Raw genomic sequence first — 24,868 nt, forward strand, 5'->3', positions numbered from 1 at the left:
GGACGTCCATCACCGCCTCCACCGCGTCACGCGTGCCGATCGTCTCGGGGAAGTGGTAGCCCGTGTCGAGGAAGACCACGTCCACCCCGGGCAGGATCCGGGAGGCGAGGTGAACGACGACCGCGTCCTCCATCGACGACGTCACGCAGAACCCCCTGCCGAACGTGGAGACCGCCCACTCCAGGACCTCCTGCGCGGAGGCGTCCTCCAGCTCCCGGCCCGCACGGACGGCCAGTTCCTGCGGACCGGTCATTCGGCGGCCCCCTGGGGCACGCTTTGCATGATGTGGCCGAGAAGCCCCATGAAGGAAAGGGTGACGGGCGTCCTGCAGGACAGGCATTCCCATTTCGTGCGGTTGTCTCCGGACGGCACCAGAATTCCCTCACTGCAGTACTGGCAGGTGAATGTTCTTGTGTGCTCAGTCACGAGTTCTCCTGGTGTGAAGAGAATCTGCGCCCTGTCCCATTCTGTGTCAATTAAGGTACGGCGGAATCCGGGTGAGCGGGCGAGTGCCGGGATTCAGCCGGTCCGTCGAATGTGGCCACAGTAGCAACGGCCGCATACACGACGCTGACATGCCGCTGACCGCAGGGGAATTCCCACATGGCAGCCGGTTCCGGAAAAGCGGAATGACGGAATCTGTGGCATGTCAGTGCTGAGTCAGCGGCTTCTGCGATAGTACCGGTGAATCATTCACCGACCAGTTGAGCGGCTGCCCCGTACGCGTATCGAATTCGCGGCGCGCCGCATTCCGGGATCGCCTCGGCCGCAGACACGGTGATCAGTCGTGTCCGCGGCCGTCGGGGCGTTCGGAAGACCGAGGAGAGAGGCACTTACGGAATGAGAGTTCCCCGAATACGCCCACGGGGGTTCACACGACGCGCGCTCGTGTGTGTCATGGCCGTGGGCGTGACGACCAGCATGCTCACCGCGGCGGGCAGGCCCGCCCGGTCCGCGGACGAGTCCCGGGGCCCGACGGTGACCGAGTCGACGTCCCGTTTCGCTGCTTCCGACGGCACGACGTACACGGCGACCAACCACCTGCTGCCCGCGGCCAAGGGCAAGGGCCGCGAGTGGCTCCTCGCCTGGGCGGGGCCGGCGGACACGACGGCGCCGGACTTCCTCACCGTGATCGACGCGACGCCCGGCTCACCCAGCTACGGCGACGTCGTCAACACGGTCACCATGGGGCCGGGCAAGGGCAACGAGCCGCACCACATGCAGTACGTCTGGCACAAGGGCGACCGGCTGTATGCCGGAGGCATCCTCTCCGACACGACGTTCGTCTTCGACACCAAGGCGCTGCCCGCCCTGAGCGTCGTGGGCGTCAACACGTCGACCGACACCCCGTGCGGCACGCTTCCCGACGCCTACCAGGTGCTCGAGGACGGCACGGCGTACGGCACGTACATGGGCGGGCCGAACGTCACCGGCCCCTGTACGTACACCAACGGTGAGGTGCGGGAGGGCAACGGAGCGGCGGGATCGCCCGGTGAGATCGTCCACATCGGCAAGGACGGCAAGACGCTCGCCGAGATCCCCGCGGCCGTCAAGGGCGGCGAGGACCCGGTGCAGTGCGGCAACGTGCCGACGATGTCCGAGGCCAGCTGTGCGAACCCGCACGGCATCGCGGTGCGCGAGGACCTCGGCATCATGGTGGCGAGCGACTTCGTGGAAGCCCGCAACTTCGTGAAGCCCGAGGTCGAGCTGCGTGAGGACCTGGCGCGGCAGACCGTGCGGGTCTTCGACATCAGCGACCGCAGCGATCCTCGTCTGCGTTCCGTCACGAAGGTGCCGGACGGGCCGAGGGCCGCTCAGGAGAAGGACCCCATCTTCGGTGAGTCCCGCGTGCTCATGGAGACCGCGCTCACCAACAAGCCCGGCCACAAGGGTGCCTTCGTCTCGTCCATGACGGGTGGAGCGGTCTTCTACACACCGGACATCACGGTGGCGGAACCGAAGTGGAAGGAGGTGCTCGACGACACCACGGCGTACAAGACCTTCCACCCGGACGGTTCGCTCACCGGTGGCGGCGACAACTCCAGCTGGCTGGCCGTCAGTCCGGACGACCGCTACCTGTTCCACACGGTCATGGGTTCGTCGAAGCCGTACGGAGAGCCCCTGGACCGGACGACCGGCATGGTCTACGTGCTGGACATCCAGAAGCTCCTGGCGAGCGGCACGGCGACGAAGTGCAGCGTCGACGAGCTCAGCGAGGTCTACAACGGCGGCAAGGAGTCGGACTGTCCCGCACTCGTCGGCACGGTGCCCATCCGGGACACCACCGACGGCGGCCCGCACTGGGGCGCGATGGACAACTTCGAGAAGACCTACGACGGCACCTACCGCGAGGCCACGAAGGTCAAGCGGGTGGCGACGGCCAACTACTTCCTGGCCGGGGCGTTCGGCGGTGACGGCGACCACCGGGTGTGCATGTTCAACCTCGGCGGCACCGCCGGTATCGCGATGGACACCAGGTTCCGCGACGAGGTGACCGGAGCCCCCTGTGTGAGCTTCAACAGGAAGTCCTGGCCGCACGGCGACTTCGGTGAGGCACGACCGCACGGCGTGCTCTTCGTGGTGAGTGACGGCGTCCTGCGGTGACGACTGCCAGCTCGCTCCAGCTGCCCGTGGCGGGCCCCCTTCGCCACGGGCAGCTGGGACTGTCCATGCGAGCCGCCGAAACCATTCCACTGGGGGCACTGCTGCTCGCGGCCGGTGCGGCCGTCTTCGTCCTGCTCCTCCGGTACGGGTGGCTGCGGCGGCGCTCGACCGTCATCGGCGTGACCGCGGCGGTCGTGGCAGGCGTCGTCCTGCTGGGGATGACCGTGACCGGGAAGGACGGCCGGGAGCAGGCGGCCACGACGCCGGGTGTGCCGCTGGTGCAGCAGGTGGAACTGAGCGGCAAGCGGGTGCCGGTCGTGGTCGTGCCCAACCGGCCCGGCTTCAACCTCGTGGGCATCGGCGAGGCCCAGGCCTCGGCGGGGCTCAGCCCCGGCGCACTGACGGCGGGCACCCTGCGGCCGGGATCCAGCCGGTCATGGGTCGGCGTGGAGCTGCCCGAGGGCGCCACCACGCTGTACGTGTCGGCCGGGGCCCGCAACGGGTCCCTGGAGGTCGACACCGGCAGCCGTGCGGGCGGACCGGCCGCGGCGCTGCGCGGCGCCGACGGCCCCGAATGCGCCGGCGCCGCGGTCGGAGCGGTACTCGCGGGGCGCGACGAGCCCCTGGAGGCGTGCCCGGCCGACCGGCTCACGGCGCAGGACGCCTCCGCGCTCCGCGCGATCGTGCACTTCCTGGCGGAGCGGGGCGAGCCCGCGATCGCCTTGGTGGAGGACGGATCGGCACGGAGCCGGTCGGCCGCCGCACAGGTACGGGCGGCCGCCGCACGGAAGAAGATGAAGGTGACGGCCCCGGGCAGGACCCGCCGTCCCGTGGTCATCGTCTCGGGCTGGACCGGGGCCGAAACGGTCCTGCGCGCGGTCGGCGACGCGGCAACGGTCGCGCGGGGCACCTACCTGGCGCCCTGGCTGCTCTCACCGGATCTGCTCACCTCCAGCGCCGGACAGGTCGTCGCGCTGCGGTACGCGCCGCGGGACGCCGCACCGAACGCCTACCTCGCCGCGCTGTCCCGGCGCCTGCCGGGGGAGCTGCCCAGCGCCGCCGGATACGAGGCGTGGGCGGCCGAACGAGGAGAGGAACCCGGGGCGCTGGTACGGCTGTTCGCCGCGTCCGAGGTGAACGTACCGGGCATGCCCGCGCACGAGCACAAGGGCGCGGAGTGGCTGCCGGGCGGAATGATCATTCCCGTCTCGGCTCCGCTCAGGCTGTGATCACGCGGAGACGGTCCGGGGGCGGCCACTTCACCCGCCGCCCGGACCCCCTCCGCTGCCCGGATCACCCCACCCATTCGCAGAGAGGCACCGAGGATGACGGACACAGCGGACGGCTCGCCGTCGGCGCGTGTGAGACCGGCGGCACCCCGCACCGAGGGCCAGTGGGCGTACGGACAACGTGAACCCCTGAACTCCAACGAGGAGATCAAGAAGGACGAGGACCCGCTGCGGGTGCGGGAGCGGATCGAGGAGGTGTACGCGCACCGCGGATTCGCCACCATCGACCCGGCCGACCTGCGGTCCCGCTTCCGTTGGTGGGGGCTCTACACACAGCGCAGGCCCGGCATCGAAGGCGGCCGTACGGCGGCGCTGCGGCCGGAGGAGCTGGAGGACGAGTTCTTCATGCTCCGGGTGCGCATCGACGGCGGGCGCCTCGACCTCGCCCAGCTGCGGGTGATCGCCGGGATCTCCACCGAGTTCGCCCGCGACACCGCCGACATCACGGACCGTCAGAACATCCAGCTGCACTGGGTGCGCATCGAGGACATGCCCGAGATCTGGCGGCGCCTGGAGAAGGTCGGGCTCTCCACGACGGAGGCGTGCGGCGACTGCCCACGTGTCGTCGTCGGCAGCCCCGTGGCCGGCATCGCCGAGGACGAGCTGATCGACGCCACCCCGGCCATCGAGGAGATCGCGGCCCGGTTCGTCGGCGACCCGCAACTGTCCAACCTGCCGCGGAAGTTCAAGTCCGCCGTCACCTGGCTGGCGGACGTCCCGTACGAGATCAACGACCTGGCATTCCTGGGCGCGGTGCACCCCGAACACGGACCCGGCTTCGACATCCGGGTCGGCGGCGGCCTGTCCACCGCGCCGATGCTCGCAAAGCGCATCGGGGCGTGGGTACCGCTGGACCGCGTGCCCGAGGTGTGGGAGGGCGTGACCCGGCTGTTCCGGGACTACGGCTACCGCCGGCTGCGCAACCGCGCGCGGCTCAAGTACCTGGTGGCCGACTGGGGCGTCGAGCGCTTTCGTACCGTGCTGGAGAACGAGTACCTGCACCACCCTCTCGAGGACGGCCCGCCGCCCGTCCTGCCGGACCGGCCCATCGACCACATCGGCGTCCACCGCCAGCGCGACGGCCGCTACTACGTCGGAGCCGCCCCCGTCGTGGGCCGGACGTCCGGCACCATGCTGGCGGCCCTGGCGGACGTCGCGCGGGCCCACGGCTCCACGCGCATCCGCCTGACGCCGCACCAGAAGCTCCTGGTCCTCGACGTGGCACAGCCGCAGCCGCTGGTCCGCGCCCTGCGCGGCCTCGGGCTGGAGGCCGAGCCCTCCGGGTGGCGGCGCAACACGATGGCCTGTACCGGCATCGAGTACTGCAAGCTCGCGATCGTCGACACGAAGCAGCGGGCGGCCACCGTCATCACCGAACTGGAACAGCGCCTGCGCGACCAGCACATCGACATCAGCATCAATGTGAACGGCTGCCCCAACGCCTGCGCCCGCACCCAGATCGCGGACATCGGCCTCAAGGGGCAGGTGATGAACGGACCGGACGGAAGCCAGGTCGACGGCTTCCAGGTCCACCTCGGGGGATCGCTCGCCCTGTCCCGCGACAGCGACGGACGGGTGGGCAGGAAACTCCGCGGCCTGAAGGTCACGGCGGACGAACTGCCGGACTACATCGAGCGGCTGGCCCGCCGCTATGCGGCCGGCCGGTCCGACGCGGCCGAGTCGTTCGCGCACTGGGCCGACAGCGCTCCCGAGGAAGAGCTCAGATGACGTCACCGGGTGCGCTGTCCGCTCCCGTCGCCGGAATCGGCGCAGTTACTTCTGTGAGGAAGGAACGATCCATGTACATCGCCCTGCTGGGCCCCCTGGAGATCATCGACGACGACAACGTGCGATTCAGACTGCCCGGCGAGAAGCTGCGGGCGATCGTCGCGGTCCTGGCCCTGTCCCCGGGGAAGGTCGTGTCGAGGGACGAACTCATCGACGAACTGTGGGAGGAGCACCCTCCGCGGGATGCCGTCAACTCCCTCCAAGGACACATCGCCAGGCTGCGCCGCCTGCTGGTGACCCGTATCGGACAGGAGAGTCTCCGGGGCCTCGTCCAGACGACCCCGGCCGGCTACAGCCTGCAGGTGCCCGGCACCCACGTCGACGCGCTGCGCTTCACCGCGCTCGTCGAGGGAGCGGCCCCGCTGCTGGAGCGCGACCCGGAATCGGCGCTCGCCACGCTGGACAGCGCACTGGCGCTCTGGCGCGGACCCGCGCTCTACGACACCGGGCAGGGGCTGATCTGCCGGATGGCGTATGCCCATCTGGAGGAGACGCGGCTCATCGCCCAGGAGCGGCGGATCGACTCGCAGCTCGATCTCGGCATGCATCAGCTCGCCATACCGGAGCTGGAGCGGCTGCACATGCGGCACCCGTTGCGTGAGCACTTCTGCCGCCAGCTGATGACCGCGCTGTTCCGTTCGGGCCGGCAGTGCGAGGCCATCAACGCCTACAGCCGGACCCGGCAGCGGCTGGTCCGTGACCTGGGACTGGAACCCGGTGCCGAGCTGCGGGACACCTTCGACGAGATCCTGTCCCAGGCCTGACCGGACGCGGGCGCGCGGCTCAGCCGGCGGTGAGGACGAGCACCGCGTTCTGCCCGCCGAATCCGAAAGAGTTGCTCACCCCCGCACCCGCGGGTATCCCACGCGCGGCCTTCGCCACCAGATCGATGTCCACGGCAGGGTCGGGACTCTGCAGGTTCGCCGTCGGGGGCACCAGCCGGTGCTCCACCGACAGGGCGGTGACCGCCGCCTCGATGGCGCCGGCGGCGCCCAGCGAGTGCCCCACGACGCCCTTGACGGAGGTGACCGCGGGACGGTCGCCGAGGACCCGGCTGATCAGCCGGGCCTCGGTGATGTCGTTGAGCGGTGTGGACGTCCCGTGCGCGTTGACGTGGGCGATGTCCGCCGCCTCCAGCCCGGCGTCCCTCAACGCCGTCCGCAGGGCCAGCTCCGCCCCCCTTCCCTCGGGATCGGGGGCGGTGGCGTGATGGGCGTCGGCCGATGCCCCGTACCCGCTGACCATGGCGTGGATGCGGCCGCCGCGGGCCCGTACGTCGGCGGGCCGCTCCAGCACCAGGACGGCAGCACCCTCGGCGGGTACGAAACCGTCCCGGTCCACGTCGAAGGGGCGGGAGGCGTCGCCCGGGGCGTCCCGGCGGGAGGAGAGCGCCCCCATCTGGCTGAACCCCGAGACGATGGACGGCACCAGGCAGGCCTCCGTACCGCCGGTGATGACGACGTCGCACACACCGGAACGCAGCAGTTCACGGGCCGTTCCGACGGCCGTGGTGCCCGAGGCGCAGGCCGTCGCGGTGACGAAATTGGGCCCCCGCGCGCCGCACTCCATGGCCACGTACCCGGCGGCCATGTTCACGGCGAGCATCGGGATGAGCATCGGTGACACCTGGTTGAAGCCCCGCTCCAGCAGGACGTCGTGCTGCGCCTCCCAGGTGGCGGCGCCGCCGATCCCGCTGCCCAGCACCACTGCGACCCGCGCACCGTCCCAGGTCGCGGTGTCCAGCCCGGAGTCGGCCAGCGCCTCGGCCGCGGCGGCCAGCGCGAACTGACTGCTGCGGTCGAGCCGCAGGGCCTTGCGCCGCCCGAGGGACGCGGCCGCGTCGAAGCCGGGCACCGCGCAGCCGAAGTCCGCCCGGGTGCCGGCCAGGGCGGGCACCCGGACCGCGGCCGTGCTGTTGCCCAGGCAGATGCGGTTCCACGACGCCGCGGTGCCGATACCCGCCGCGGTCACCATGCCTATCCCGGTGACCGCGGCGTCGAAAGGAGGCCTGGTGTCGGCCATCAGCCGGTCACTCCCATGGAGTCCGCCAGCTTCCGCTCGACCATGGCCGCGGCGTCGGCGACCGTTGCGTCGAGCTCCAGGTCGTCGTCCTCGATGGGGGTGTCGAACTCCTGCTGCGCGGCCAGGCCCAGCTCGACCAGGGCCAGCGAGTCGACCTCCAGCGCGCGGAACGTCACGGTCGGGGATATCTCGTCCGCCTCCAGGCCGCAGACGCGGACGAGCAGGGTCACCAGGCGGTCGTAGGTGTCACTCATGAGGGGTTCTCCTTCGGGTTCACGTGGTCGGTGTGCAGTCCCGGCGAGGTCCGCGGGGGGTGGCGCCGGATCGTTCAGGCCGGCTCGACATCGGGCCAGCGCAGGGTGCAGGCACCCCACGTCAGACCACCGCCGAACGCGGTGAGCAGGAGCCGGTGGCCGGGCCGGACGGTGCCGCCCGCGACCGCGTCGGCCAGGGCCAGCGGAACGGACGCGGCAGAGGTGTTGCCGACGCGGTCCAGATGGATCGCGCAGCGTTCACGGTCCAGCACGAGCTGGTCGGCGAGTGCGTGCATGATGCGCAGGTTGGCCTGGTGGGAGACGAGCCGATCGACGTCGCCCACCGCCCAGCCGGCCTCGGCGAGCGCACGGCGCGAGGACTCCGCCATGCACTCCACGGCCCGGCGGAAGACGGCCCGGCCCGCCATGCGGAAGTACGGGTCGGCCTCGTGCGCGGTCGCGGCGCGGAACGGGTCGCGGGAGCCGCCCGACGGGATACGGATGAGGTCCGCGTCCGACCCGTCGCTGCCCAGCTGCACCGCACCGAGCGCGCCGGGCTCGTGCGGCTGCCCGGCCCGCAGGACCGCGGCCCCCGCTCCGTCCCCGAAGATCGCCCGGGTGGACCGGTCCGCGGGATCCAGGATGCGGGAGAACGTGTCGGCTCCGATGACCAGGACCCGGTCGGCGGTCCCGGCCGCGATCAGTCCGGCCGCGGTGGCGAGGGCGTACAGGAACCCCGTGCACACCGCGGCCACGTCGAACGCGGGCACCCGGCCCAGGCCCAGCCGTGCCGTCACGCCGGGCGCGGTGGCCGGACAGAGCCGGTCCGGTGTGGCGGTGGCGAGGATCACGGCATCGACGGAGCCGATCTGAGCGGACTTCAGCGCGCGGGCCCCCGCCTCCACCGCGAGATCCGACGTGGCCACGGACGCGTCGGCGACATGGCGTTGCCCGATGCCCGTACGGCTGCGGATCCAGGCGTCGGACGTGTCGAGCTCCGCGGCCAGTTCGTCGTTCGTCACGCACCTGGGCGGCAGCCACGAGCCCAGACCGCACAGCACGGCGGAGCGGCTCACCGGGCACCCGCCCGGCCGGCCGGAACGCTCCGGGCCGTGCCGTCCGCCCGCCGGACGGCTGTCACAGGGCTTCCTCCAGCCCCATGTACACCATCCGTGTGCGCTGCATCCGGGTGGACCACTCGTGTGCGGTCTCCGCGCGCTCCTGGGCGGTGGTGTCCACCAGCCTGCGGCCCGGCCAGATCTCGTAGTCGCCGACCAGACCGGCGTGCTGTTCGAGCCCCTGCTGGAAGAGCTCCTCGCGGCGCAGGACCAGTTCGTTCGAGGGCAGCTTCTCCCAGAGGGCGTACCCCTCCTGGATCAGCTCCAGGATCCGCGGCTTCTCCTCGGGGTGCGCCAGCAGGTACTCGCGGGCGATGGAGCTGCCGACGGTCAGATGGCGGATCTCGTCGATCCCGGCACCGCGCTCGACCTCGGAGGCCCCGGGGTCGAGGACGCGCCACTTGCGCTCGCTGAGCTCGGCCGAGGGTGCCAGCACCCCTTCGACGAGCACGGTCAGGATGACGACGCCACCGATGAAGTCCCGCTGGTCGCGCAGGGCGCGCAGGCCGAACTCCTCGAGCGGTACGAGAATCCGCCGGCTGTCCTCGCCGGCCAGCCGCTCGATCGAGGGCCACAGATCGGCCGCCCCGATGCCCAGCTCCAGCAGATGGCTGCGGAAGACCATGGCATGCCGGGCCTCGTCCAGCAGCTGCGTCGCGTAGAACTCCAGCGAGGGGTTGTCGGGCGCGAGCGCCACCAGGTACGAGATGGCCCGTGTGGCCTTCTCCTCCGCGATGGAGCGGAAGGCCAGCTCCTGCGTGAGGGCGCTGTTGAGAGGGCCGGGCTCGGCCACGACGGAGAGCGGCCGGGAGTCCTCGGCGTGCCCGAGCACCTGGCCCCGCAGCGTCCCCTGGGGCACGGAGCGCAGCCAGTACTGCAGATCGCAGGTCTCGGCCGTGAGCTGGAGTTCCATGGCTCCGTCGACGAGCGACGGTGCGCTCTCCCAGTCGGCCTCGGACGGAACGGTGTTGGGGTCGGTCATTGGTCCCTCTCCGGATCGGATGTGTCGTGAGCGAAGGGGCCGGGGTACAGCTTCCCGGCCAGCCCGACGAGCGGGGCGGCGTTGCGGTGGGCCGAGCCGGTCACTCCGGCGAAGACCACCCGGTGGTCACCGACCCGCAGGGTGCGGGTGACCCGGCACTCCAGCCAGGCCACCGCGTCGTGCAGCAGCGGAATGCCCTGCGAGCTGAGCCCCTCCCAGCTGCCGGCGGGCAGCTGCGACGTCCCGCTGGTCCGTTCGCGGGAGGCGAAGTGGCGGGCCACGTCGTCCTGGTGGCCGGCGAGGGTGTTGACCACGAAGTGGGAGACGGTCAGCAGGGAGTGCAGCCCCCGGCTGCCCTCCCGCAGCGACACCGACACCACCGGGGGCTTGAGCGAGGCGAGGGCGAGCGTGCTGACGGTGACGCCCTCCACCGTCTCCGGGCCGCCGCAGGTCAGGACCGAGACTCCGGTCGCCATCCGGTGCGTCGCCTCCCGCACCTCGCCGGGCAGGCCGGCCCGGAGCGTCCCGGTCTGCTGAGCGGTCACTGTCTCGATCACGTCGCCTCCGCACCCCGGACCGCTGCTTCGGTGCTCCGCCCGGCCCCTTCGACCTCGTCCCTGAGACGCAGGTAGGAGGGGTGAGGCACGGGCTCGAAGGGCAGCGCGAACGGCTTGAGGAAGTTCCCGAACAGCGAGCGGTCGCCGAAGAGGTGGATCGGCAGGGCGAGCAGGGCCCACTCGGCACCGGCCAGCCAGATCCACGCGAGGGTCACCAGGCCCTGGGTGACCAGGCTGTGCATGACGTTGTAGAGCACGTAGTAGACCCGGGAGATCTTCTTCGACCGGCTGCGGTGGAAGGCGATGGCCCCCGGGATGTAGCCGATGAGGTCGATGTAGACGAACAGCGCCACGAACGGCAGCCAGCGGATCTCGTCCAGGTGCGTGAAGAAGAGGACCGAGGCGACGACGAGCCCCAGCGCGTACTCGGCCCGGACGAGCCCGTAGGTCGTCCGCGTCTCGAAGAGGTTCTTGGCGTCCATCAGTTCCTCCCCGCTCCCGGAGCGGTCTGCGCGAGGCTCTGTTCGAGGGCGCGGGCGACGGACGGGTCGCCGATGACCTCGGCGGACGGGAACAGCCCGCGTACGACGCGGGCGATGGTCTCCTTGAAGACCCGCTCGGCGACCGGGTCGAGGATGCCGGCCAGGCTGGGAATGCCGAAGTCGAACTCCGTGTCGAAGCTGATCCGGCAGCCGGCCCCGTCGGGGACGACGGCCCAGGTGCCGGAGAACGAATCGAAGTCACCGTCCACCTGGGCGAACGAGATGGTGAGCGCCGCCGGATCGATCACGTCGCTCTCCGTCCAACGGAGCACTCCGTTGCGGAAGTAGACCTCCCAGTCGCTGATCTCCGCGCTGTCACCGCCGCCCCGCACGGTCACCGACCGTACGACGTCGACGAGTTCGGGATAGCGGGCGAAGTCCCGCACCCGCTTGAAAGCGGTCCCCGTGTCCGCGTCCGGTACGCCGAGGGTCACATGAGCACTACGCATGGGGTGAATCGCCTTCCGTCTGGTCCGAGTAGGAGGGGGCCCGCAGGCGGCAGGCGCGATCGAACGCCTCGTAGAGGAAGTCCGTCTCGGACCGGTTCAGGACCGCGGGCGGGGTGAGGCGGAGCACGAAGTCGGAGTTGAGCGAGTGGTTGGCGACCACGCCCTGCTCGACCAGCTCGATCAGCAGGTCGCCCGCCACGCCCGGCCTGTCGAACTCGAAGCCCAGCAGCAGGCCCCGGCCCCGTACCTCGCGAACCGTCTCGCCGAAGTGGGACCGGGCGATCTCCGTCAGCCGGGGGAGGAGTTCCTCGCCGAGCACGCGGGAGCGTTCGACGAGATCGTCCTCGTGGAGCGCGGCCAGGGCCCCCCGGGCGGCGGCCATCGCGAGCGGAGCGCCGGAGAAGGTGGAGGTGTGCAGATACGGATCGCGGTCGAAGACCGAGAACGCGTCCGGCGTCGCGACGACGGCGGAGACCGGCACCACGCCGCCGCTGAGGCCCTTGCCGACCAGCAGCGCGTCCGGGGTCACCCCCGCCCTGTCGGCGCCCCACCACGTACCGAGCCTGCCGAGCCCCGTCTGGACCTCGTCCAGGACGAAGAAGGCGCCGTAGCTCCGGCACAGCTCCTGCACCCGCGGCAGGTAGTCATCGGGCGGGATGACGACGCCCGCCTCGCCCTGCACCGGTTCGACGATCACGCAGGCCTCGCCGGGCATGCCCGACAGGAGTTCCTCCAGCGCCCCGGTCTCGCCGTACGGCACATGGTCCACACCGGGCAGCAGCGGGCGGAACGGATCCTGGAACACGCTGCGGCCCGTCAGGCTCAGCGCCCCCATGGTCTTGCCGTGGTAGCCGTTCACGGTCGACACCAGCCGCCGGTGACCGCGGGTCCGCGCCATCTTGATCGCCGTCTCCACCGCCTCCGCGCCGGAGCCCGCGAAGTGCACGCGCTCCAGGCCCGGTGGTGCGACGGCGACCAGGGCGTCGGCCGCCAGGGCGGCCTGGGGTTCCAGGAACACCCGGGTGGCGACGGGGTGCCGGTGCAGTTGCTCGGACACGTGACGGATCACCGTGGGGTGGCAGGCGCCCATCAACAGGACTCCGTAGCCGCCGCAGTTGAGGAACCGTCTCCCCTCGGACGTGTACACCCAGGCACCCTGGGACCGGGTCTCGATGTGACCGCCGAACATCTCGCCCAGCGTCGCGCGCCCCCGGTTCAGGCGCCGGCGGTACAGCTCTCCCAGCTCCTCGCGGCCCGGCGGCGGGCCGTCCTGTGTGTTCTTCCCGGCGGAGGACATGGCCATCGGACTCCTCAGACGATCTTCAGCGGCCGGCCGGCCATGTGGTCGAGGAACGGTTCGGTGAAACTGGCCCTCGACGGCGGGTGGAACGAAAGGCCGTGCGACGCGGCCGCCAGATACGCGACGTCCGACGAGCCGACGAACGCCATCCCGCCGAGCAGTTCCACGGCCTGCCCCGCACAGGCCGCGAGGGCGTCCTGGGCGGCGTAGCGGGCGACCAGGGTCTTGGCGAGGGACGCGTTGCCGGTCTCCCCGGCCACGATCATCCGGGCCATGCCCTCCAGCAGGAGGGTGGCGCTCTCCAGCCGGCACATCAGCCGCGCCCGGTCGGAGTCGCTGCCCCGCCCCCGCTGCACGACCCGCTCGACCAGCGAGCTGACCATGCCCAGGTACGAGGCGGAGATCAGCAGCTCGAACCAGATGAAGCCGACCGTCTGCAGGGCGTCCATGCGGCCCGCGTCGGTCTTCTCCGTGCGCATGAGCTGCTGCTCGCTGACGAGGACGTCCTCGAGACGCAGTTCCTCGCTCTCCGCCCCCGCCAGGGCGAAGCTCCCCCAGAAGGGGTGCACGGTCAGGCCCGGCGCGTCCTTGGGGACGAGCAGGACGGCCATGTCCTGCTCCGCCGTACCGTCCGCGGCCGGCAGCGAGACGCTGGCGGTGAGCAGGTCCATGGAGCGCGAGAGGCTGCACGGCTTCTTGGAGCCGTTGATCAGATAGCCGCCCTCGGCCCCGGCCGCCTGCATGGTCGGGGAGAGGATGCCCTGTCCCGGGCGTCCCTCGGAGAAGCCGGAGGCCACCAGCAGGTTCTGGTCCGCGATGCCCTCCAGGAGGGCCCATTCCGCACCGCTGCTCTGCAGGCTCTCGGCCAGGGTGAACAGGGTGGCCACCGAGAAGTGGTGCATGGTGGTCGCGACGGCCAGGGAGGGAGCGGCGGCGCCCAGGGCCCGGGTGACGGCCAGCGCGTCCAGCGGCCCCGCGCCCGCTCCGGCGTAGGTCTTCGGAATGACGAGCCCGGGGCCACCGTGGCCGCGGAAGATCTCGATCGCGGGGTTGTCCGGCGATTCCAGTTCGTCCAGCGGGATTTCGGCCAGACGGTCCAGCAGGCCCGGCAGATAGCCCTCGCAGATCTGGCGTGCGGCATCCAATGAACGCATGAGGATTCTCTCGTGTAGGCGGCTGGTGGAATTCAGCGGTTACGGGACTGCCGGGCCTGCCAGGCGCCGAACACGGCCTCCCTGGGGCGGGATCCGAGGCTCACGCTGAGCCCTTGGAGGTGCGAGGTCCGCAGGATCGGGTAGTTGGCCTCACCGAAGACACCGCCGGTCAGTCCGGTACCGCCGTGCGTGGGCAGGAAGGGGAGGAACCCGATGTGGGAGTCGTTCACCTTGAGCAGCCCGCCCTTGTTGATGCGGGAGACGAACGCGTCGACGACCGAGGAGTCCTGTGCCCAGACGGAGTTGCGCAGTCCGTACGCGTTGGAGTTGACGTAGTCGACGAACCGGTCGAGCAGGACGTCGTCCGGTTCGGGGTCCGCGATCACCACGGGGAGCAGCGGGAAGAACGTCTCGCTGCGGACGGCCTGGATCTCCCGGGCGCCGTCGATTCCCCGGACGACGACGACCGTCGGCTCCAGGAAGATCCCGGCCGGGTCCCTGGTCTCGTCGAGCTGCATGGCGTGGCCGCCGCAGGCGATCTCGGCACCCTTCTCCACCGCGTCACGCAGACAGGCGAAGAACTTCTCGTTGCGGAGCACCGGAGTGAGCAGCACGTCCTCTTCCCAGGCGTGCCCCGGACGTACGTGTCCCACCGCCCGGACGACGTGCTTGATCAGCTCTTCCGCCACATCGGGGTGCACGACCACCTGGTTGGGGATCATGCACAGCTGCCCCGAGCCGTAGAAGCTCTCCGTGAGCGCCTCCGCGGCCAGTTCGAGGTCCGCGTCCTTCCAGACCACGACGGTGTCGTTGCCGGCCAGTTCCAGAATGGGCTTCTTGCCCGCGGCGACGCACCGTTCCTCGAAGGGAAGGCCGTTCTCGCTGCTCCCGAAGTACATGATGTCGTTCACGTACGGGCTGTCCAGCCAGGCCGACAGCATCGGCGCCGGGTCGCCGCACACGACGTTGAGCGTGCCCGGCGGCGCGCCGACCTCGTCGAGTGCGGGCACCACGATCTCGTGCAGGATGAACATGGCGCCGAGCGGCGCGCTGCGCGGGGCGCGCACCACGAGGGAGTTGCCCGCCATGAGGGACGTGACCCCGAGCAGTGAGCTGGAGAGCGGAGCGTTCTGCGGCGGGTTGAGACACACCACGCCGTCCGGCAGCCGGCGCACGGACAACTGCCTGTCCCGCTCCCGGAACTCCTGCAGCATCTGCGCCCGGTAGAAGCCGAGCGACTGCGGGCCGAAGCAGTCCAGCATGCCCGACACCTGCCACCGTGCCAGTGCGAGCGGGTGGCCCTCCTGGACGAGGACGTCGACGATGTCCTCGGCCCGGTCGACTATCCCCGCGTGGATCAGCCGGCCGAGTTGTTCCAGCCGGGTCTCCAGGGGGAACGCCGCCCACAGGGGAGCGGCCGAGGCCGCTGCCTCCAGGGCCAGTTCGACGGTTTTCCGGTCGGCCTTGGCGATCTTCGCCACCACGCTCGGCGGGAGTCCTACGGGCTCCAGGAGGCCGCGTTCGAGTTTGCGCTTCAGGGTGAGACTGGCGAACGCGTCATCGAGGAGTGCATCCGCGTCGATGACGTACACCCAGTCCTCGCTGTCCCGGTCGGTGCCGTTGACGTAGGAGGAGAAGGTGCGCATCCGCCCCGGTCCCGCCGGCCTTCCGCCGGACTCCCTGAGTTTCGGAACGGTCTGATCGACGCTGGTCACGCGGGTCCCCGCCTTCCTGGTGAACGCTGGCGTACGGGGAACGACTCTTGCGAAGCGGGCTGAGAATGTACGGAGAGGGCGCTGAGACCGCGTTCTCAGCGCGCTTCACCCCGGCCCTGAAAGCCTCTGCCGACTCATGGGCAGGCGTTGGAGGGTGGGTGCGGTGAACCGATCACAGCGGCGGCGGAGCGAAACACCGGAGGCGGGTGGTCCGGACGATTTCCTCACCCGTCTGAACACTCTGCGGGCGCACGGCGAGAATCCCAGTGCCTTCCTCGCGCTGAACGAGGGGAACCGGCACTTCACCGTTCCCGGCGCCGACGGGCTCATCTCCTACCGCCGGTCCGGGCGGTATCTGGTGCAGTTCGGCGGGGTGTTCGCCGCGGAGAAGGACCAGGACGGGCTGCTGAGCGGGTTCCGTGCCTTCGCACGGTCCGAGCGGTGCCGCATCGTGGCCGTACAGGTGCAGCGGGAGGACGCCGGGCTCTATGCGGAGCACGGCTTCACCATCAACCAGGTGGGTGCGTCGTACTCCCTCGATCTCTCGTCGTTCAGCCTGCGGGGGACCAGGTTCGTGAAGCTGCGCAACAAGATCTCCCGGGCCAGGCGCAGCGGCCTGGAGGTCAGCGAGGTGCCCTGGGAGAGCTGCGCGAAGGAGCTGGAGGAGATCGACCGGCCGTGGCTGCGGTCGAAGGGCAGGCACGTCAAGGAGATCGAGTTCCTCGTCGGGCAGCTCGGCGGGCCCGCCCAGGAGCACCGGCGGCTCTTCCTCGGCCGTATCGACGGCGCACCGGTCGCCTACATCTCCTACAGCCCGGCCTTCGGGTCGCGCAGCGGGCAGCTGCATGACCTGAGCAGGCGGCTGCCGGACGCGCCGCCGGGGGTGATGGAGGCGGTCAATCTGCACGCCACGGAGCGCTTCATCGAAGAGAAGGCGCAGTGGCTGCACTTCGGCTTCACGCCGTTCACCGGGCTCGATCCGGAGCACGAGGTGCCGTCCGCCAGTCCGCTGACGGGGAAGTTCATGCGGCTGCTCGCCCAGCACGGGGCAGCGGTGTACCCGGCCGGCACCCAGCTGGCCTACAAGGAGAAGTGGGCTCCGCAGCTCGTCCTTCCCGAGTACCTCGCCTTCGAACGCGGGGCCAGTCCCGGGGCGATCTGGCAGATCCTGCGTGTCACCAAGTCCGTTTAAAACAAGCTGCGTCGGGACGGAAGTCTTGGCACGGTGGGGCCGGAAGGACCGGCGTCGGTCCGCCGGTCCGGCAGCCGCGCGAGGGCCGGGTCACGTGACGGAGTGGAGGACCGAAGGTGGCATCGCATGCCGAACCGGTGGGAGAGGCCCAGGACCCGCACTGCCTCCACGCGGACCGGGCGGCCTCGCTGCTGGCCGGTGCCCCGTGGCGGCGCCTTCTCGTGGTCGGCGACACGGACGCCACGGGCCGGGGGGAGCCGGTTCCCGGATACCGCCGGGCCGGGTGGGCCGACCGGGTCGCCGAGGCGCTGCGTACGGTGCGGCCGTCCGCCGCCTACCTCAACCTCGGCCATCGCGACCTCCCGGCATCGGCGGTCCGGGCCCGTCAGCTCGGGCAGGCCCTGGAATTCCGCGGGGACCTGGCCGTCGTGGCGGCGGGCGGTGACGACGCGTTCCGCGCCTCCTTCGACATCGACACCGTCGGGGCCGAACTCGGCAGGATCATCCGGCCGTTGCGGGACGCGGGCTGCGATGTCCTCACGGTGGGCTGGTTCGACGCGGCCGGTGCGGGGGCGCCGCAGGCGAGGGGCAAGGACGCTCCGGGAAACCGGCTGAGGCAGCTGGCCGAACGCACCCACGCCGTCTCGATGCAGCACGGCGGCATCCATGTGGACCTCACCGCGCACCCCGCGGGCAAGCGGCCCGGGCTCCGTGGCGCCGACGGCCGGCGGCTGACCATGCGGGGACATGCGATCGTCGCCGCCACCGTCGTGCGCGCGCTGGGAGCCCACCTCGGCTCGCTGCGGGAATGGGCCTGAGATGCGTCAGGACTGGGCGAAGGTCTTGAAGATGTTCCGGAACTGGAGAAGCGTGGCCTCCAGCAGTTCGTCGCTGTTGTCACGGTGAGCCATCGACATGGCGCTCTCGCAGCTCGCACCGTGGATCATCGAGGCCATCGCCGTGATCTCGCTGCGGGGGTGGTCCTTGCCGAGCGCCTGCGCGAGACCGTAGGCCATCATGCGCCGGCAGTCGGAACGGATCTCCCGCATGTCGGACCAGCCCAGCGCGCCCGGGGCGTCGATGAGGGTGATCCGCTGGACGCTGGGTTCCATCGACGCGACGAGGAACTCCCGCATGCCCTGGTACAGGCCTTCCCAGGGGTCGTCGTAGAACGTGTAGGTCTGGGCGATGGCGCTGGACAGCCGGTGCTGCTCCGCCTCGTACACCGCGCGGAAGAGCTCGCGCTTGTTCTTGAAGTGGTGGTAGAGGGCGCCCTTGCTGGCACCCACCTCCTCACAGATCGCGTCCAGGGACGTGGCTGTGTATCCGTCCTGGGCGAACAGTCTCCGGGCCGCGGCGAGCAGGTCGTTCGTCGTGGTCCGGGAGCGTTCTTCCTGAGTACGACGTGTGCGCTGATTGGCCATGGTCATCCGGATCGTCCGTGTACTGCGACAGATGTGATCCATCCACGATAGACGCGTCAGCCGCATACCGGAAGTACAGTGTCCCATCCACCGATCGACATACCGTCCGTTGGAATGTAACCTCCCAGGCGCAAGGTGCGACAACGCTGCGGGCGACCGCCCGGAGCCTGCCGAGTATTCCTCTGACCGGTCCGGTCAAGGAGGTCACCCACATGCAATCCACCGCTCCGCCCGTGACCCACGTGGCGGCCACGCGATGGTCCCTCCTCCTGACGCACCGGGACCGCATCCTCCGCCTCGCGCGGTCGCGGCTCGCCGATGCGCAGGAGGCGGAGGACTGCGTGCAGGAGGCACTCCTGCGCGCGGCGACCTTCCGGAATCTCGACGAGAACCGGATCGGCCCCTTCCTCACCACGGTGACCCTGCGCCTGTGCACCGACGTCCACCGCCGCGACGAACGCCACCGGCGCCTGCTGCGTGCGACCTGGATGCAACAGGCGGCGGGGCCGGAGGAGCAGATATGCGCCGCGTACGAGGAGGCGTGGGTGCTGCGTCAGGTGGAACGGCTGGCCGGGCGGGAGCAGGAGGTGATCCTCGCGCGGGTCAACGGGATCAGCACCCGGGAGTTCGCCAGCCGGCTCGGGATATCCGACAAGGCGGCGGAGAGCGCCTTCACCCGGGCCAGGGCCCGGCTGCGCCGCTGGTACGAGGAGAGCCTGACCGGCTGACGAACCGGACGGACCTCAGGCCAGGGCCGCGGGCAGCAGCCGGGCGACATCGTCGGCGGAGGCCGACTCCAGCGAGGCCAGTCCGTCGGCCACGGCCGCGGTGCCGCCGGCCGTGAGGAACTTCTCGCGCATCAGTGCCGGGAGGTTCCCCGCCTGGGCCGACCCCACGGCACCGGCCGGCACATCGAGTTCCCTGGTCAGGGAGCGCCCGTCGGTGAGCTTCACCGTCACCCGGGCCGGGGTGGACTTCCGGGTGGAGCCGAAGTCCTTGCTCGGCGGTTCCAGCTCGCCGACCAGGTCCACGAGCCACTGGCCGTCACCCTTCCAGCGGGCGCCGAACACCTTCAGCCAGTCCGCGGCCCGGGGCCCCGCCTGCCGCAGCGCCTCGCCGAACGGGACCTCGCAGTGGAAGAGGTCGTGGGTCATCTCCTCGTCCAGCCGGATCCGGACGCGATCGGCGACCGCCCACCGGTCGGCGTCGGCGAGCCGCTGCGGGGTGAAGTCCTCGGCGGTGAGATCGCCGGTCAGCAGCGCCGTGGACAGCAGGTACGGCAGGGCGAACACCAGCGCGCTCACGGGGGAGTCCGGGCCGCGCAGATAGGCGCCGGCCTGCCGGTTCACCAGCACCGTGTACAGCGAGGTGTCGACCGATATCTCCGCGATGTCCTGGGGGCGCACCGTGCCGATCTCCCGGTGGAGCTCGAAGGCGCAGTCGATGGCCGAGTCCATCCCGGGACCGCCGGGGTGCAGCTTGAACGAGGTGGTGAGGGTGTGCCATCTCTCGGACAGCCCCGCCGTCACGATCTCCGGAAGGGGAACCGTCGCGAACCGGGAGAGGAACCCTTCGGCGTGCTCCAGTATCTCCGGGCTGCCGTGGAACCCGGCCGCTGCCGCGTCGCACGCGTCGAGCCCCACAGCGACCGGCGTGGACGAGCTGAAGACCTTCGCGTCGCCCCCCAGGAAGCCCACCGGGACGGTGCGCGGGGGCAGCCCGAGCCCCAGTCCCAGGGCGCTCACCCACCGGCCGGCGGTCGCGTCCTCGCCGCGCAGCCGCCCCGCGACTGCGCCGGCGACATGGGTGTACGGAGCGCTCTGGCCGCGGAAAGGGCCCAGCGTCGTGGCGGCCGTGATCCGGGCCGCCACCTCGTTGGCCACGACCACGGAGGTCAGCAGACCGGCACCGTTGAGACCCTGCGCCCGTGCGTACGCCATGGGCACGGCCACGGTCGAGTTCGACAGGTGGCCGGCAAAGGCGGTGTCGTCGAAGTGGAGCCAGGCACCGAGCCCGGCCAGCACGAACGAGGACCGTCGGGGGTCGTCCTGGAACGGCTCCCCGAAGGCCTGGATCATCCGGCGCCCCAGCGGGTGGGAGGCGCCGACGCGTATCGCCGCGCACTGGGAGAGGATCTGCAGCTTCGCGATCTCGACGACATCCTGCGGAATATCGTCGAACCGCAGGCTGTGGGCCCATTCTGACAATTCCTCGGTGAGGGTCATCCCGTCTCCTTCATGACGCATTCGGCGGCCGGTCCGCCACTGAGGCTGCAAGAGAGTTACGCGCGAGTGCCCGCCATCCCTCATGGAGCCGCCGGAGGAAACAGGATTCGTCTCTTCTGAGGGGGCCGGGGCCGTCACGCGTAAAGCATTCAGCCGCCGTTGCGGAAACGGCCCGGGCCGGACGCCCCGGGAGGCGTCCGTGACCTGCTTCTCCCGATGCCGGAAGGAATGCGATGCCCACACCTCAAGAGGCCACCCGAATGCGTTCGGGGACGGCCAGCGACACGGCGCACCTGACCGCGCGTGTCCGTGCGGCCGATGCCGTCGTCGAGCCGTCCCGCAGGCTGCTGGACGACCGGTTCGCCGCACTGTTCGTGACCGAGCCGCCGCCGCCGGCGACCTCCGACGAAGCCCTGCAGCGGCTGGGGGCCATCGACCACGCGCACGGCGGGTTCCTCGCGGAGATACTCCTCAGACAGCGGTTCTTCGAGCACGAGCTGATCCGCAGCGTGGCCGACGGGGTCCGGCAGGTGGTGATGCTCGGCGCCGGGTACGACACCACCGCGCTGCGGATGCCCGGCTACGACGGGCTGCGCTACTTCGAGGTCGATCACCCCGCCACCCAACGGGCCAAACTGGCGACACTCGCGCAGGAGATGCTCAGCACCCCCTCGGTCACCTACGTACCGCACGACTTCGAGGCCGGCGGCTCCCTCGTGGGCGCTCTGGCGGAGGCGGGGTTCGATCCCGCGCAGCCGTGCATCGTCGGCTGGCTGGGCGTGACGTTCTTCCTGCAGCCCGGAGCACTGCACCAGGCGCTCGCCGAACTCGCCGAGATCTGTACGGCAGGCAGCGTCCTCGTCTTCGACTACATGGACGAATCGGTGATCGACGGGACGACGCCGTACCGGGGCGCGCTCGAGATGGCCCGCAAGGTGGGGGCGGAGGGCGAGCCCTACCTCACCGGCCTCACCCCGCAGTCGGCGGCCGAGGCGGTCCGCCGGGCCGGTTTCTGGCCGATGGAGGAACTGCGGGTCCCCGACCTCGTCAAGCGGTTCGGCGGGAACGACCCGTACTGCAACGGAGACGACTTCATGGGCGTGATGGCGGCCGAGCGGGCCGGAAACGGAGAAGCGGCATGACTTCGGTGGAGAACGGATCGGTACGCCACGGATCAGAGGCGTCCGACCCCTACGTGCTGTCCGCACAGGACGTCGACGCGCTGCTGGCGGCCGCGCCGTGGAGCCGTTTCGCGGTTCTCGGTGACAGCCTGGCCGAGGGGCTCGGCGAGGCGGTGCCCGGCTACCAGGACATCCCGTGGGCGGACCGGGTCGCGGCCGCGCTCAGGCGGCGACACCCCGGCCTCGAGTACCTGAATCTGGGCGTGCGTTATCTGCGGGCCGCCGAGGTGCGGGCCCGCCAGCTGAAGCCGGCGCTGGACTTCCGGCCCGACCTGGTCTCGGTCGTCTGCGGCGGCAACGACATGCTGAGCCGGGACTTCTCGGCCGAGACGGTCGAGGCGGAGCTGGTGGGGCTGATCGGCCCGCTGCGCGAGGCCGGCGCCGACGTCTTCGTCTTCACGATCCAGGACATCACCGCGGTCTTCCCCGAACAGCTCGGCGGCGGCGGGCTGCGGGAGCGCATCCAGGTGTTCAACGAGCAGGTGCGCTCCGTGGCCGCCCGGTACGGGGCGATGGTGGTCGACATGTGGAGTCACCCCACCAGCAGCAGCCGGGACGTCTTCAGCTCGGACATGCTGCACGCCTCGATGCGCGGGCACGCCGTCCTGGCGACCGCGGTGGTCACCACCCTCGCGGAGCAGCTGGCGACGGCCGAAAGCCCCTGAGGCCGCGGTCTCAGTGAGATCTCAGTGAGCGCTGCCAAGGTAGTGACGTACCCCGGAACGCGAGCCGCAGGGCCTCGTTCCGGGGTACGAGGAGAGATTCCCGTAGCGGCCCAACGGGGATGAGGAGCTTGCTTCTCATCGGGGCTCCATGAGCCCACGCAGGTTCGAATCCTGCTCTCTCCGCTGTGAAACCGTTCTCGGCACAGACCTGGGGGGTCGGCATGCCTGGTTGGTGGGCACGCACCGGACTGGTCGTCTTCAACCCGGTGGCCGGTGCGGGCCGTACCGACCGCATGGCAGCGGACGCGGTCGTACGCCGGTGCGAGCGGTACGTCACCGATGTGACCGTGGTCCCCACCGGATACCGGGGCCACGCCGAGGAACTCGCGGCCAAGGCGGCCGCCGACGGCATCGACGTGGTGATCGCGGTCGGTGGCGACGGCACCACGCGCGAGTCGGCCGCGGGCCTCGTGCGCGCGTCGCTCGCCCGGCCCGACGGCATCACCGGGGGGCCCGCGCTGGTGAACGTCCCCGGCGGCACGGCGAACTCCGTCTTCCGCGAGGTCTGGTCCGACAGGCCGTGGGAACAGGCCCTCGACGCGGCACTGGGCACCTCCGCGCCGCGCATCCGCCGGGTCGACATGGCCCGGATCGTGGAGACCGGCACCCTCGCGCTGCTCGGCACGGGAACGGGCGTCGTGGCCGAGGTGCTGGAGGCCGCCAACCGTCTCGGCTCCGTACCGGGAAGGGACCGCTACCGGCTGGCCGTGGCGGAGACGGTACGCACCGCCGCGCCGTATCCCCTCCGGGTCACGGTCGACGGCACCGTGGTCCACGACGGCCCCGCCTATCTGACCAACATCGGCGGCGGGCGCTACCGGTCCGGCCAGTTCAAGCTCATGCCGCTGTCCGTGCTCGACGACGGACTGCTCGACATCTGTGTCGTCAGCGGCGACCTGCCCCTGCCGGAGCTGCTCCACCTGACCCAGGACGGCAGCCACGTCGACCGCCCGCAGGTCGTCTACACGCGCGGCAGGCGGTTCGTACTGGAACGGACCGACGGGTCCTCGCTGACGTGCGAGTACGACGGCGAGAGCGCGACCGGCATCGCGTCGCGCTGCACGGTCGAGATCCTGCCCGGTGTGCTCCCCGTCCTCGCGCCTTCCGCCGAGGAGTGACGCACCGTCGGCAGGGCTGATCACCCCCTGAAGGCGGAGGAGAGAGCCATGCACGACGTGACCAGTGGCACCAGTGGCACCGGCGGCAGCTGGACCCAGCCGATGGCCGGCCACACACATTTCACCTGGAACTACGACGACGGCCGCCAGAGCCTGCTGAACCTGTACCAGAAGGGCAAGGACAAGCAGTGGGACAGCACCACCCGCATCGACTGGGGGCTGGAGGTCGACCCGTACGACGCGCTCGGCACTCCCGAGAACACGCTGGCCCTCTACGGATCGCGGCAGTACGGCAAGCTCAACGAGAAGGAACGCCAGGAAATGCGCCGGCACATGGCGGCCTGGGAGTTCAGCCAGTTCCTGCACGGTGAGCAGGGGGCGATGATCTGCTCCGCCCGTATTGTCGAAACGGTTCCGGATCTCGATTCGAAGTTCTACGCGGCCACCCAGGTGATGGACGAGGCGCGGCACGCGGAGATATTCGCGCGTTTCCTCAAGGACAAGATCGGGATGGAATACCCGATCAGTTCCCATTTGCAGGCCCTGCTCGGCGACGCACTGTCCGACTCGCGCTGGGACATGCCCTATCTCGGTATGCAGGTGCTGATCGAGGGACTCGCCCTGGCCGCATTCGGAATTCTGCGCGACAAGACCAACAAGCCGTTGCCGAAACAGATGCTCGCCTACGTGATGCAGGACGAGGCACGGCACGTGGCGTTCGGCCGGCTCGCACTGCGCGACTACTACGCGCAGTTGTCGCCCAAGGAGCTGGCCGAGCGGGAGGAGTTCGTCGTCGAGGGCTGCTACCTGATGCGCGACCGGTTCCGCATGCAGGAGGTCTGGGAGAACCTCGGCTTCGACATGGCGGAGTGCATGGACTACATGAACAAGGGGCCCCGCATGCAGGCGTTCCGCTCCCGCCTGTTCACCCGGATCGTGCCGTGCGTCAAGGACATCGGCCTGTGGGGGCCGGCGGTCAAGCGCGCATACGAGGACATGGGCGTCCTCGACATGGCGAAGAGCGATCTGCTCGCGCTGATGAAGGCCGACGAGAGCCAGGCCGAACTGATCGACCAGGAGCGCAGGCGGGAGCGGCTGCGCCGGGAGGACCAGGAGATCGCCGACCGGGTGGCCGAGGTCGACGCGGCGGTGGCGGCGGGCGCGTCGGACACGGCCGGCTGAGTCACCGGTGTGCCCATCCGGCGTGCCGCCGGTGTGTCGCTCCGGAG

24 protein-coding genes and 1 tRNA gene are annotated in these 24,868 nt (G+C 70.5%); 12 read left to right on the forward strand and 13 right to left on the reverse strand.

The annotated features are described in order from the left end of the window. Positions 1-253 (reverse strand): phosphoadenosine phosphosulfate reductase domain-containing protein (locus ABT025_RS31670; protein ID WP_351001943.1); only part of this gene is annotated, 253 nt, incomplete at its 3' end. Positions 254-909: 656 nt separating this feature from the next. Between ABT025_RS31670 and ABT025_RS31675 the strand changes: the two genes are divergently transcribed. From ABT025_RS31675 to ABT025_RS31690, 4 genes are all read left to right on the forward strand, one after another. Then, entirely contained in the window at positions 910-2,604 is a 1,695-nt protein-coding gene (locus ABT025_RS31675) for a hypothetical protein (RefSeq protein WP_351001945.1), read from the forward strand. Next, the gene (locus ABT025_RS31680; protein ID WP_351001947.1) at positions 2,601-3,833 is read left to right on the forward strand and encodes a hypothetical protein; all 1,233 of its coding nucleotides are present in this window, start codon (positions 2,601-2,603) and stop codon (positions 3,831-3,833) included. Before ABT025_RS31675 ends, ABT025_RS31680 begins: the two co-directional genes overlap by 4 nt. Before the next feature lie 96 nt (positions 3,834-3,929). Then, positions 3,930-5,621, forward strand: coding sequence for a nitrite/sulfite reductase (locus tag ABT025_RS31685; RefSeq protein ID WP_351001949.1), 1,692 nt, complete (start codon positions 3,930-3,932; stop codon positions 5,619-5,621). A gap of 71 nt (positions 5,622-5,692) precedes the next feature. Further along, on the forward strand, positions 5,693-6,445 hold the full coding sequence (locus ABT025_RS31690; RefSeq protein WP_351001951.1) for an AfsR/SARP family transcriptional regulator: 753 nt from the start codon (positions 5,693-5,695) through the stop codon (positions 6,443-6,445). A 19-nt stretch (positions 6,446-6,464) separates the two neighbouring features. Here ABT025_RS31690 and ABT025_RS31695 read toward each other — a convergent pair whose 3' ends face one another. From ABT025_RS31695 to ABT025_RS31740, 10 genes are all read right to left on the reverse strand, one after another. Next, entirely contained in the window at positions 6,465-7,703 is a 1,239-nt protein-coding gene (locus tag ABT025_RS31695) for a beta-ketoacyl-[acyl-carrier-protein] synthase family protein (protein ID WP_351001953.1), read from the reverse strand. Beyond that, entirely contained in the window at positions 7,703-7,957 is a 255-nt protein-coding gene (locus ABT025_RS31700) for an acyl carrier protein (RefSeq protein ID WP_351001955.1), read from the reverse strand. The genes ABT025_RS31695 and ABT025_RS31700 overlap by 1 nt, the downstream gene beginning before the upstream one ends. A 74-nt stretch (positions 7,958-8,031) precedes the next feature. Further along, on the reverse strand, positions 8,032-9,033 hold the full coding sequence (locus ABT025_RS31705; protein WP_351001957.1) for a beta-ketoacyl-ACP synthase III: 1,002 nt from the start codon (positions 9,031-9,033) through the stop codon (positions 8,032-8,034). Between the two features lie 61 nt (positions 9,034-9,094). After that, positions 9,095-10,057 (reverse strand): ferritin family protein, encoded by a 963-nt coding sequence (locus ABT025_RS31710; RefSeq protein ID WP_351001959.1) that lies wholly within the window; start codon positions 10,055-10,057, stop codon positions 9,095-9,097. After that, positions 10,054-10,614 (reverse strand): flavin reductase family protein, encoded by a 561-nt coding sequence (locus ABT025_RS31715; protein WP_351001961.1) that lies wholly within the window; start codon positions 10,612-10,614, stop codon positions 10,054-10,056. The genes ABT025_RS31710 and ABT025_RS31715 overlap by 4 nt, the downstream gene beginning before the upstream one ends. After that, positions 10,611-11,096 (reverse strand): hypothetical protein, encoded by a 486-nt coding sequence (locus tag ABT025_RS31720; RefSeq protein WP_351001963.1) that lies wholly within the window; start codon positions 11,094-11,096, stop codon positions 10,611-10,613. The genes ABT025_RS31715 and ABT025_RS31720 overlap by 4 nt, the downstream gene beginning before the upstream one ends. Next, the gene (locus ABT025_RS31725) at positions 11,096-11,605 is read right to left on the reverse strand and encodes a type II toxin-antitoxin system RatA family toxin (protein WP_351001965.1); all 510 of its coding nucleotides are present in this window, start codon (positions 11,603-11,605) and stop codon (positions 11,096-11,098) included. The genes ABT025_RS31720 and ABT025_RS31725 overlap by 1 nt, the downstream gene beginning before the upstream one ends. Further along, positions 11,598-12,902, reverse strand: coding sequence for an aspartate aminotransferase family protein (locus ABT025_RS31730; RefSeq protein WP_502972073.1), 1,305 nt, complete (start codon positions 12,900-12,902; stop codon positions 11,598-11,600). The genes ABT025_RS31725 and ABT025_RS31730 overlap by 8 nt, the downstream gene beginning before the upstream one ends. A gap of 14 nt (positions 12,903-12,916) precedes the next feature. Then, positions 12,917-14,059: an acyl-CoA dehydrogenase family protein gene (locus ABT025_RS31735; protein ID WP_351001969.1), complete on the reverse strand. Its 1,143-nt coding sequence runs from the start codon at positions 14,057-14,059 to the stop codon at positions 12,917-12,919. 32 nt (positions 14,060-14,091) lie between these two features. Next, the gene (locus tag ABT025_RS31740; RefSeq protein ID WP_351002001.1) at positions 14,092-15,705 is read right to left on the reverse strand and encodes an aldehyde dehydrogenase family protein; all 1,614 of its coding nucleotides are present in this window, start codon (positions 15,703-15,705) and stop codon (positions 14,092-14,094) included. Between the two features lie 301 nt (positions 15,706-16,006). Here ABT025_RS31740 and ABT025_RS31745 point away from each other — a divergent pair, with 301 nt between their 5' ends. Further along, positions 16,007-16,966 carry a bifunctional lysylphosphatidylglycerol flippase/synthetase MprF gene (locus ABT025_RS31745; protein ID WP_351002003.1) on the forward strand — a complete coding sequence of 320 codons (960 nt, stop codon included), beginning with the start codon at positions 16,007-16,009 and terminating at the stop codon, positions 16,964-16,966. Positions 16,967-17,082: 116 nt separating this feature from the next. After that, positions 17,083-17,784: an SGNH/GDSL hydrolase family protein gene (locus ABT025_RS31750; RefSeq protein ID WP_351001971.1), complete on the forward strand. Its 702-nt coding sequence runs from the start codon at positions 17,083-17,085 to the stop codon at positions 17,782-17,784. Positions 17,785-17,790: 6 nt separating this feature from the next. On the opposite strand, the gene ABT025_RS31755 is transcribed toward ABT025_RS31750, so the two are convergent. Further along, positions 17,791-18,396 carry a TetR/AcrR family transcriptional regulator gene (locus tag ABT025_RS31755; protein ID WP_351001973.1) on the reverse strand — a complete coding sequence of 202 codons (606 nt, stop codon included), beginning with the start codon at positions 18,394-18,396 and terminating at the stop codon, positions 17,791-17,793. Between the two features lie 206 nt (positions 18,397-18,602). Here ABT025_RS31755 and ABT025_RS31760 point away from each other — a divergent pair, with 206 nt between their 5' ends. Then, positions 18,603-19,118, forward strand: coding sequence for an RNA polymerase sigma factor (locus ABT025_RS31760; RefSeq protein WP_351001975.1), 516 nt, complete (start codon positions 18,603-18,605; stop codon positions 19,116-19,118). 15 nt (positions 19,119-19,133) lie between these two features. Here the strand turns inward: ABT025_RS31760 and ABT025_RS31765 are convergent, their stop codons facing one another. After that, on the reverse strand, positions 19,134-20,615 hold the full coding sequence (locus tag ABT025_RS31765) for an MmgE/PrpD family protein (RefSeq protein ID WP_351001977.1): 1,482 nt from the start codon (positions 20,613-20,615) through the stop codon (positions 19,134-19,136). Between the two features lie 233 nt (positions 20,616-20,848). On the opposite strand from ABT025_RS31765, the gene ABT025_RS31770 reads away from it, so the two are divergent. The 5 genes from ABT025_RS31770 to ABT025_RS31790 all read left to right on the forward strand — a co-directional run bounded on the left by ABT025_RS31770 (position 20,849) and on the right by ABT025_RS31790 (position 24,821). Beyond that, positions 20,849-21,757, forward strand: a complete 909-nt coding sequence (locus ABT025_RS31770; RefSeq protein WP_351001979.1) for a class I SAM-dependent methyltransferase — start codon at positions 20,849-20,851, stop codon at positions 21,755-21,757. Further along, positions 21,754-22,461, forward strand: a complete 708-nt coding sequence (locus ABT025_RS31775; protein ID WP_351001981.1) for an SGNH/GDSL hydrolase family protein — start codon at positions 21,754-21,756, stop codon at positions 22,459-22,461. Before ABT025_RS31770 ends, ABT025_RS31775 begins: the two co-directional genes overlap by 4 nt. A 90-nt stretch (positions 22,462-22,551) precedes the next feature. After that, positions 22,552-22,644 (forward strand) — tRNA-Leu (locus ABT025_RS31780). 38 nt (positions 22,645-22,682) lie between these two features. Continuing rightward, complete coding sequence (locus ABT025_RS31785) at positions 22,683-23,639, forward strand: diacylglycerol/lipid kinase family protein (protein ID WP_351001983.1); 957 nt, start codon at positions 22,683-22,685, stop codon at positions 23,637-23,639. Between the two features lie 48 nt (positions 23,640-23,687). Then, positions 23,688-24,821: a ferritin-like domain-containing protein gene (locus tag ABT025_RS31790; RefSeq protein ID WP_502972070.1), complete on the forward strand. Its 1,134-nt coding sequence runs from the start codon at positions 23,688-23,690 to the stop codon at positions 24,819-24,821. Positions 24,822-24,868: the final 47 nt, after the last annotated feature.

Origin of the sequence: Streptomyces sp. NPDC002809 (genome assembly GCF_040295435.1) — a bacterium.
Taxonomy (GTDB): domain Bacteria; phylum Actinomycetota; class Actinomycetes; order Streptomycetales; family Streptomycetaceae; genus Streptomyces.

Bases quoted from the DNA above. Each gene is read 5' to 3' on its own strand.
- ABT025_RS31700 (WP_351001955.1), bottom strand. From the start codon at position 7,957: ATGAGTGACACCTACGACCGCCTGGTGACCCTGCTCGTCCGCGTCTGC.
- ABT025_RS31790 (WP_502972070.1), top strand. From the start codon at position 23,688: ATGCACGACGTGACCAGTGGCACCAGTGGCACCGGCGGCAGCTGGACC.
- ABT025_RS31685 (WP_351001949.1), top strand. From the start codon at position 3,930: ATGACGGACACAGCGGACGGCTCGCCGTCGGCGCGTGTGAGACCGGCG.
- ABT025_RS31720 (WP_351001963.1), bottom strand. From the start codon at position 11,096: ATGGACGCCAAGAACCTCTTCGAGACGCGGACGACCTACGGGCTCGTC.
- ABT025_RS31740 (WP_351002001.1), bottom strand. From the start codon at position 15,705: ATGCGCACCTTCTCCTCCTACGTCAACGGCACCGACCGGGACAGCGAG.
- ABT025_RS31725 (WP_351001965.1), bottom strand. From the start codon at position 11,605: ATGCGTAGTGCTCATGTGACCCTCGGCGTACCGGACGCGGACACGGGG.
- ABT025_RS31695 (WP_351001953.1), bottom strand. From the start codon at position 7,703: ATGGCCGACACCAGGCCTCCTTTCGACGCCGCGGTCACCGGGATAGGC.
- ABT025_RS31785 (WP_351001983.1), top strand. From the start codon at position 22,683: ATGCCTGGTTGGTGGGCACGCACCGGACTGGTCGTCTTCAACCCGGTG.
- ABT025_RS31730 (WP_502972073.1), bottom strand. From the start codon at position 12,902: ATGTCCTCCGCCGGGAAGAACACACAGGACGGCCCGCCGCCGGGCCGC.
- ABT025_RS31710 (WP_351001959.1), bottom strand. From the start codon at position 10,057: ATGACCGACCCCAACACCGTTCCGTCCGAGGCCGACTGGGAGAGCGCA.
- ABT025_RS31690 (WP_351001951.1), top strand. From the start codon at position 5,693: ATGTACATCGCCCTGCTGGGCCCCCTGGAGATCATCGACGACGACAAC.
- ABT025_RS31775 (WP_351001981.1), top strand. From the start codon at position 21,754: ATGACTTCGGTGGAGAACGGATCGGTACGCCACGGATCAGAGGCGTCC.
- ABT025_RS31765 (WP_351001977.1), bottom strand. From the start codon at position 20,615: ATGACCCTCACCGAGGAATTGTCAGAATGGGCCCACAGCCTGCGGTTC.
- ABT025_RS31755 (WP_351001973.1), bottom strand. From the start codon at position 18,396: ATGACCATGGCCAATCAGCGCACACGTCGTACTCAGGAAGAACGCTCC.
- ABT025_RS31760 (WP_351001975.1), top strand. From the start codon at position 18,603: ATGCAATCCACCGCTCCGCCCGTGACCCACGTGGCGGCCACGCGATGG.
- ABT025_RS31735 (WP_351001969.1), bottom strand. From the start codon at position 14,059: ATGCGTTCATTGGATGCCGCACGCCAGATCTGCGAGGGCTATCTGCCG.
- ABT025_RS31770 (WP_351001979.1), top strand. From the start codon at position 20,849: ATGCCCACACCTCAAGAGGCCACCCGAATGCGTTCGGGGACGGCCAGC.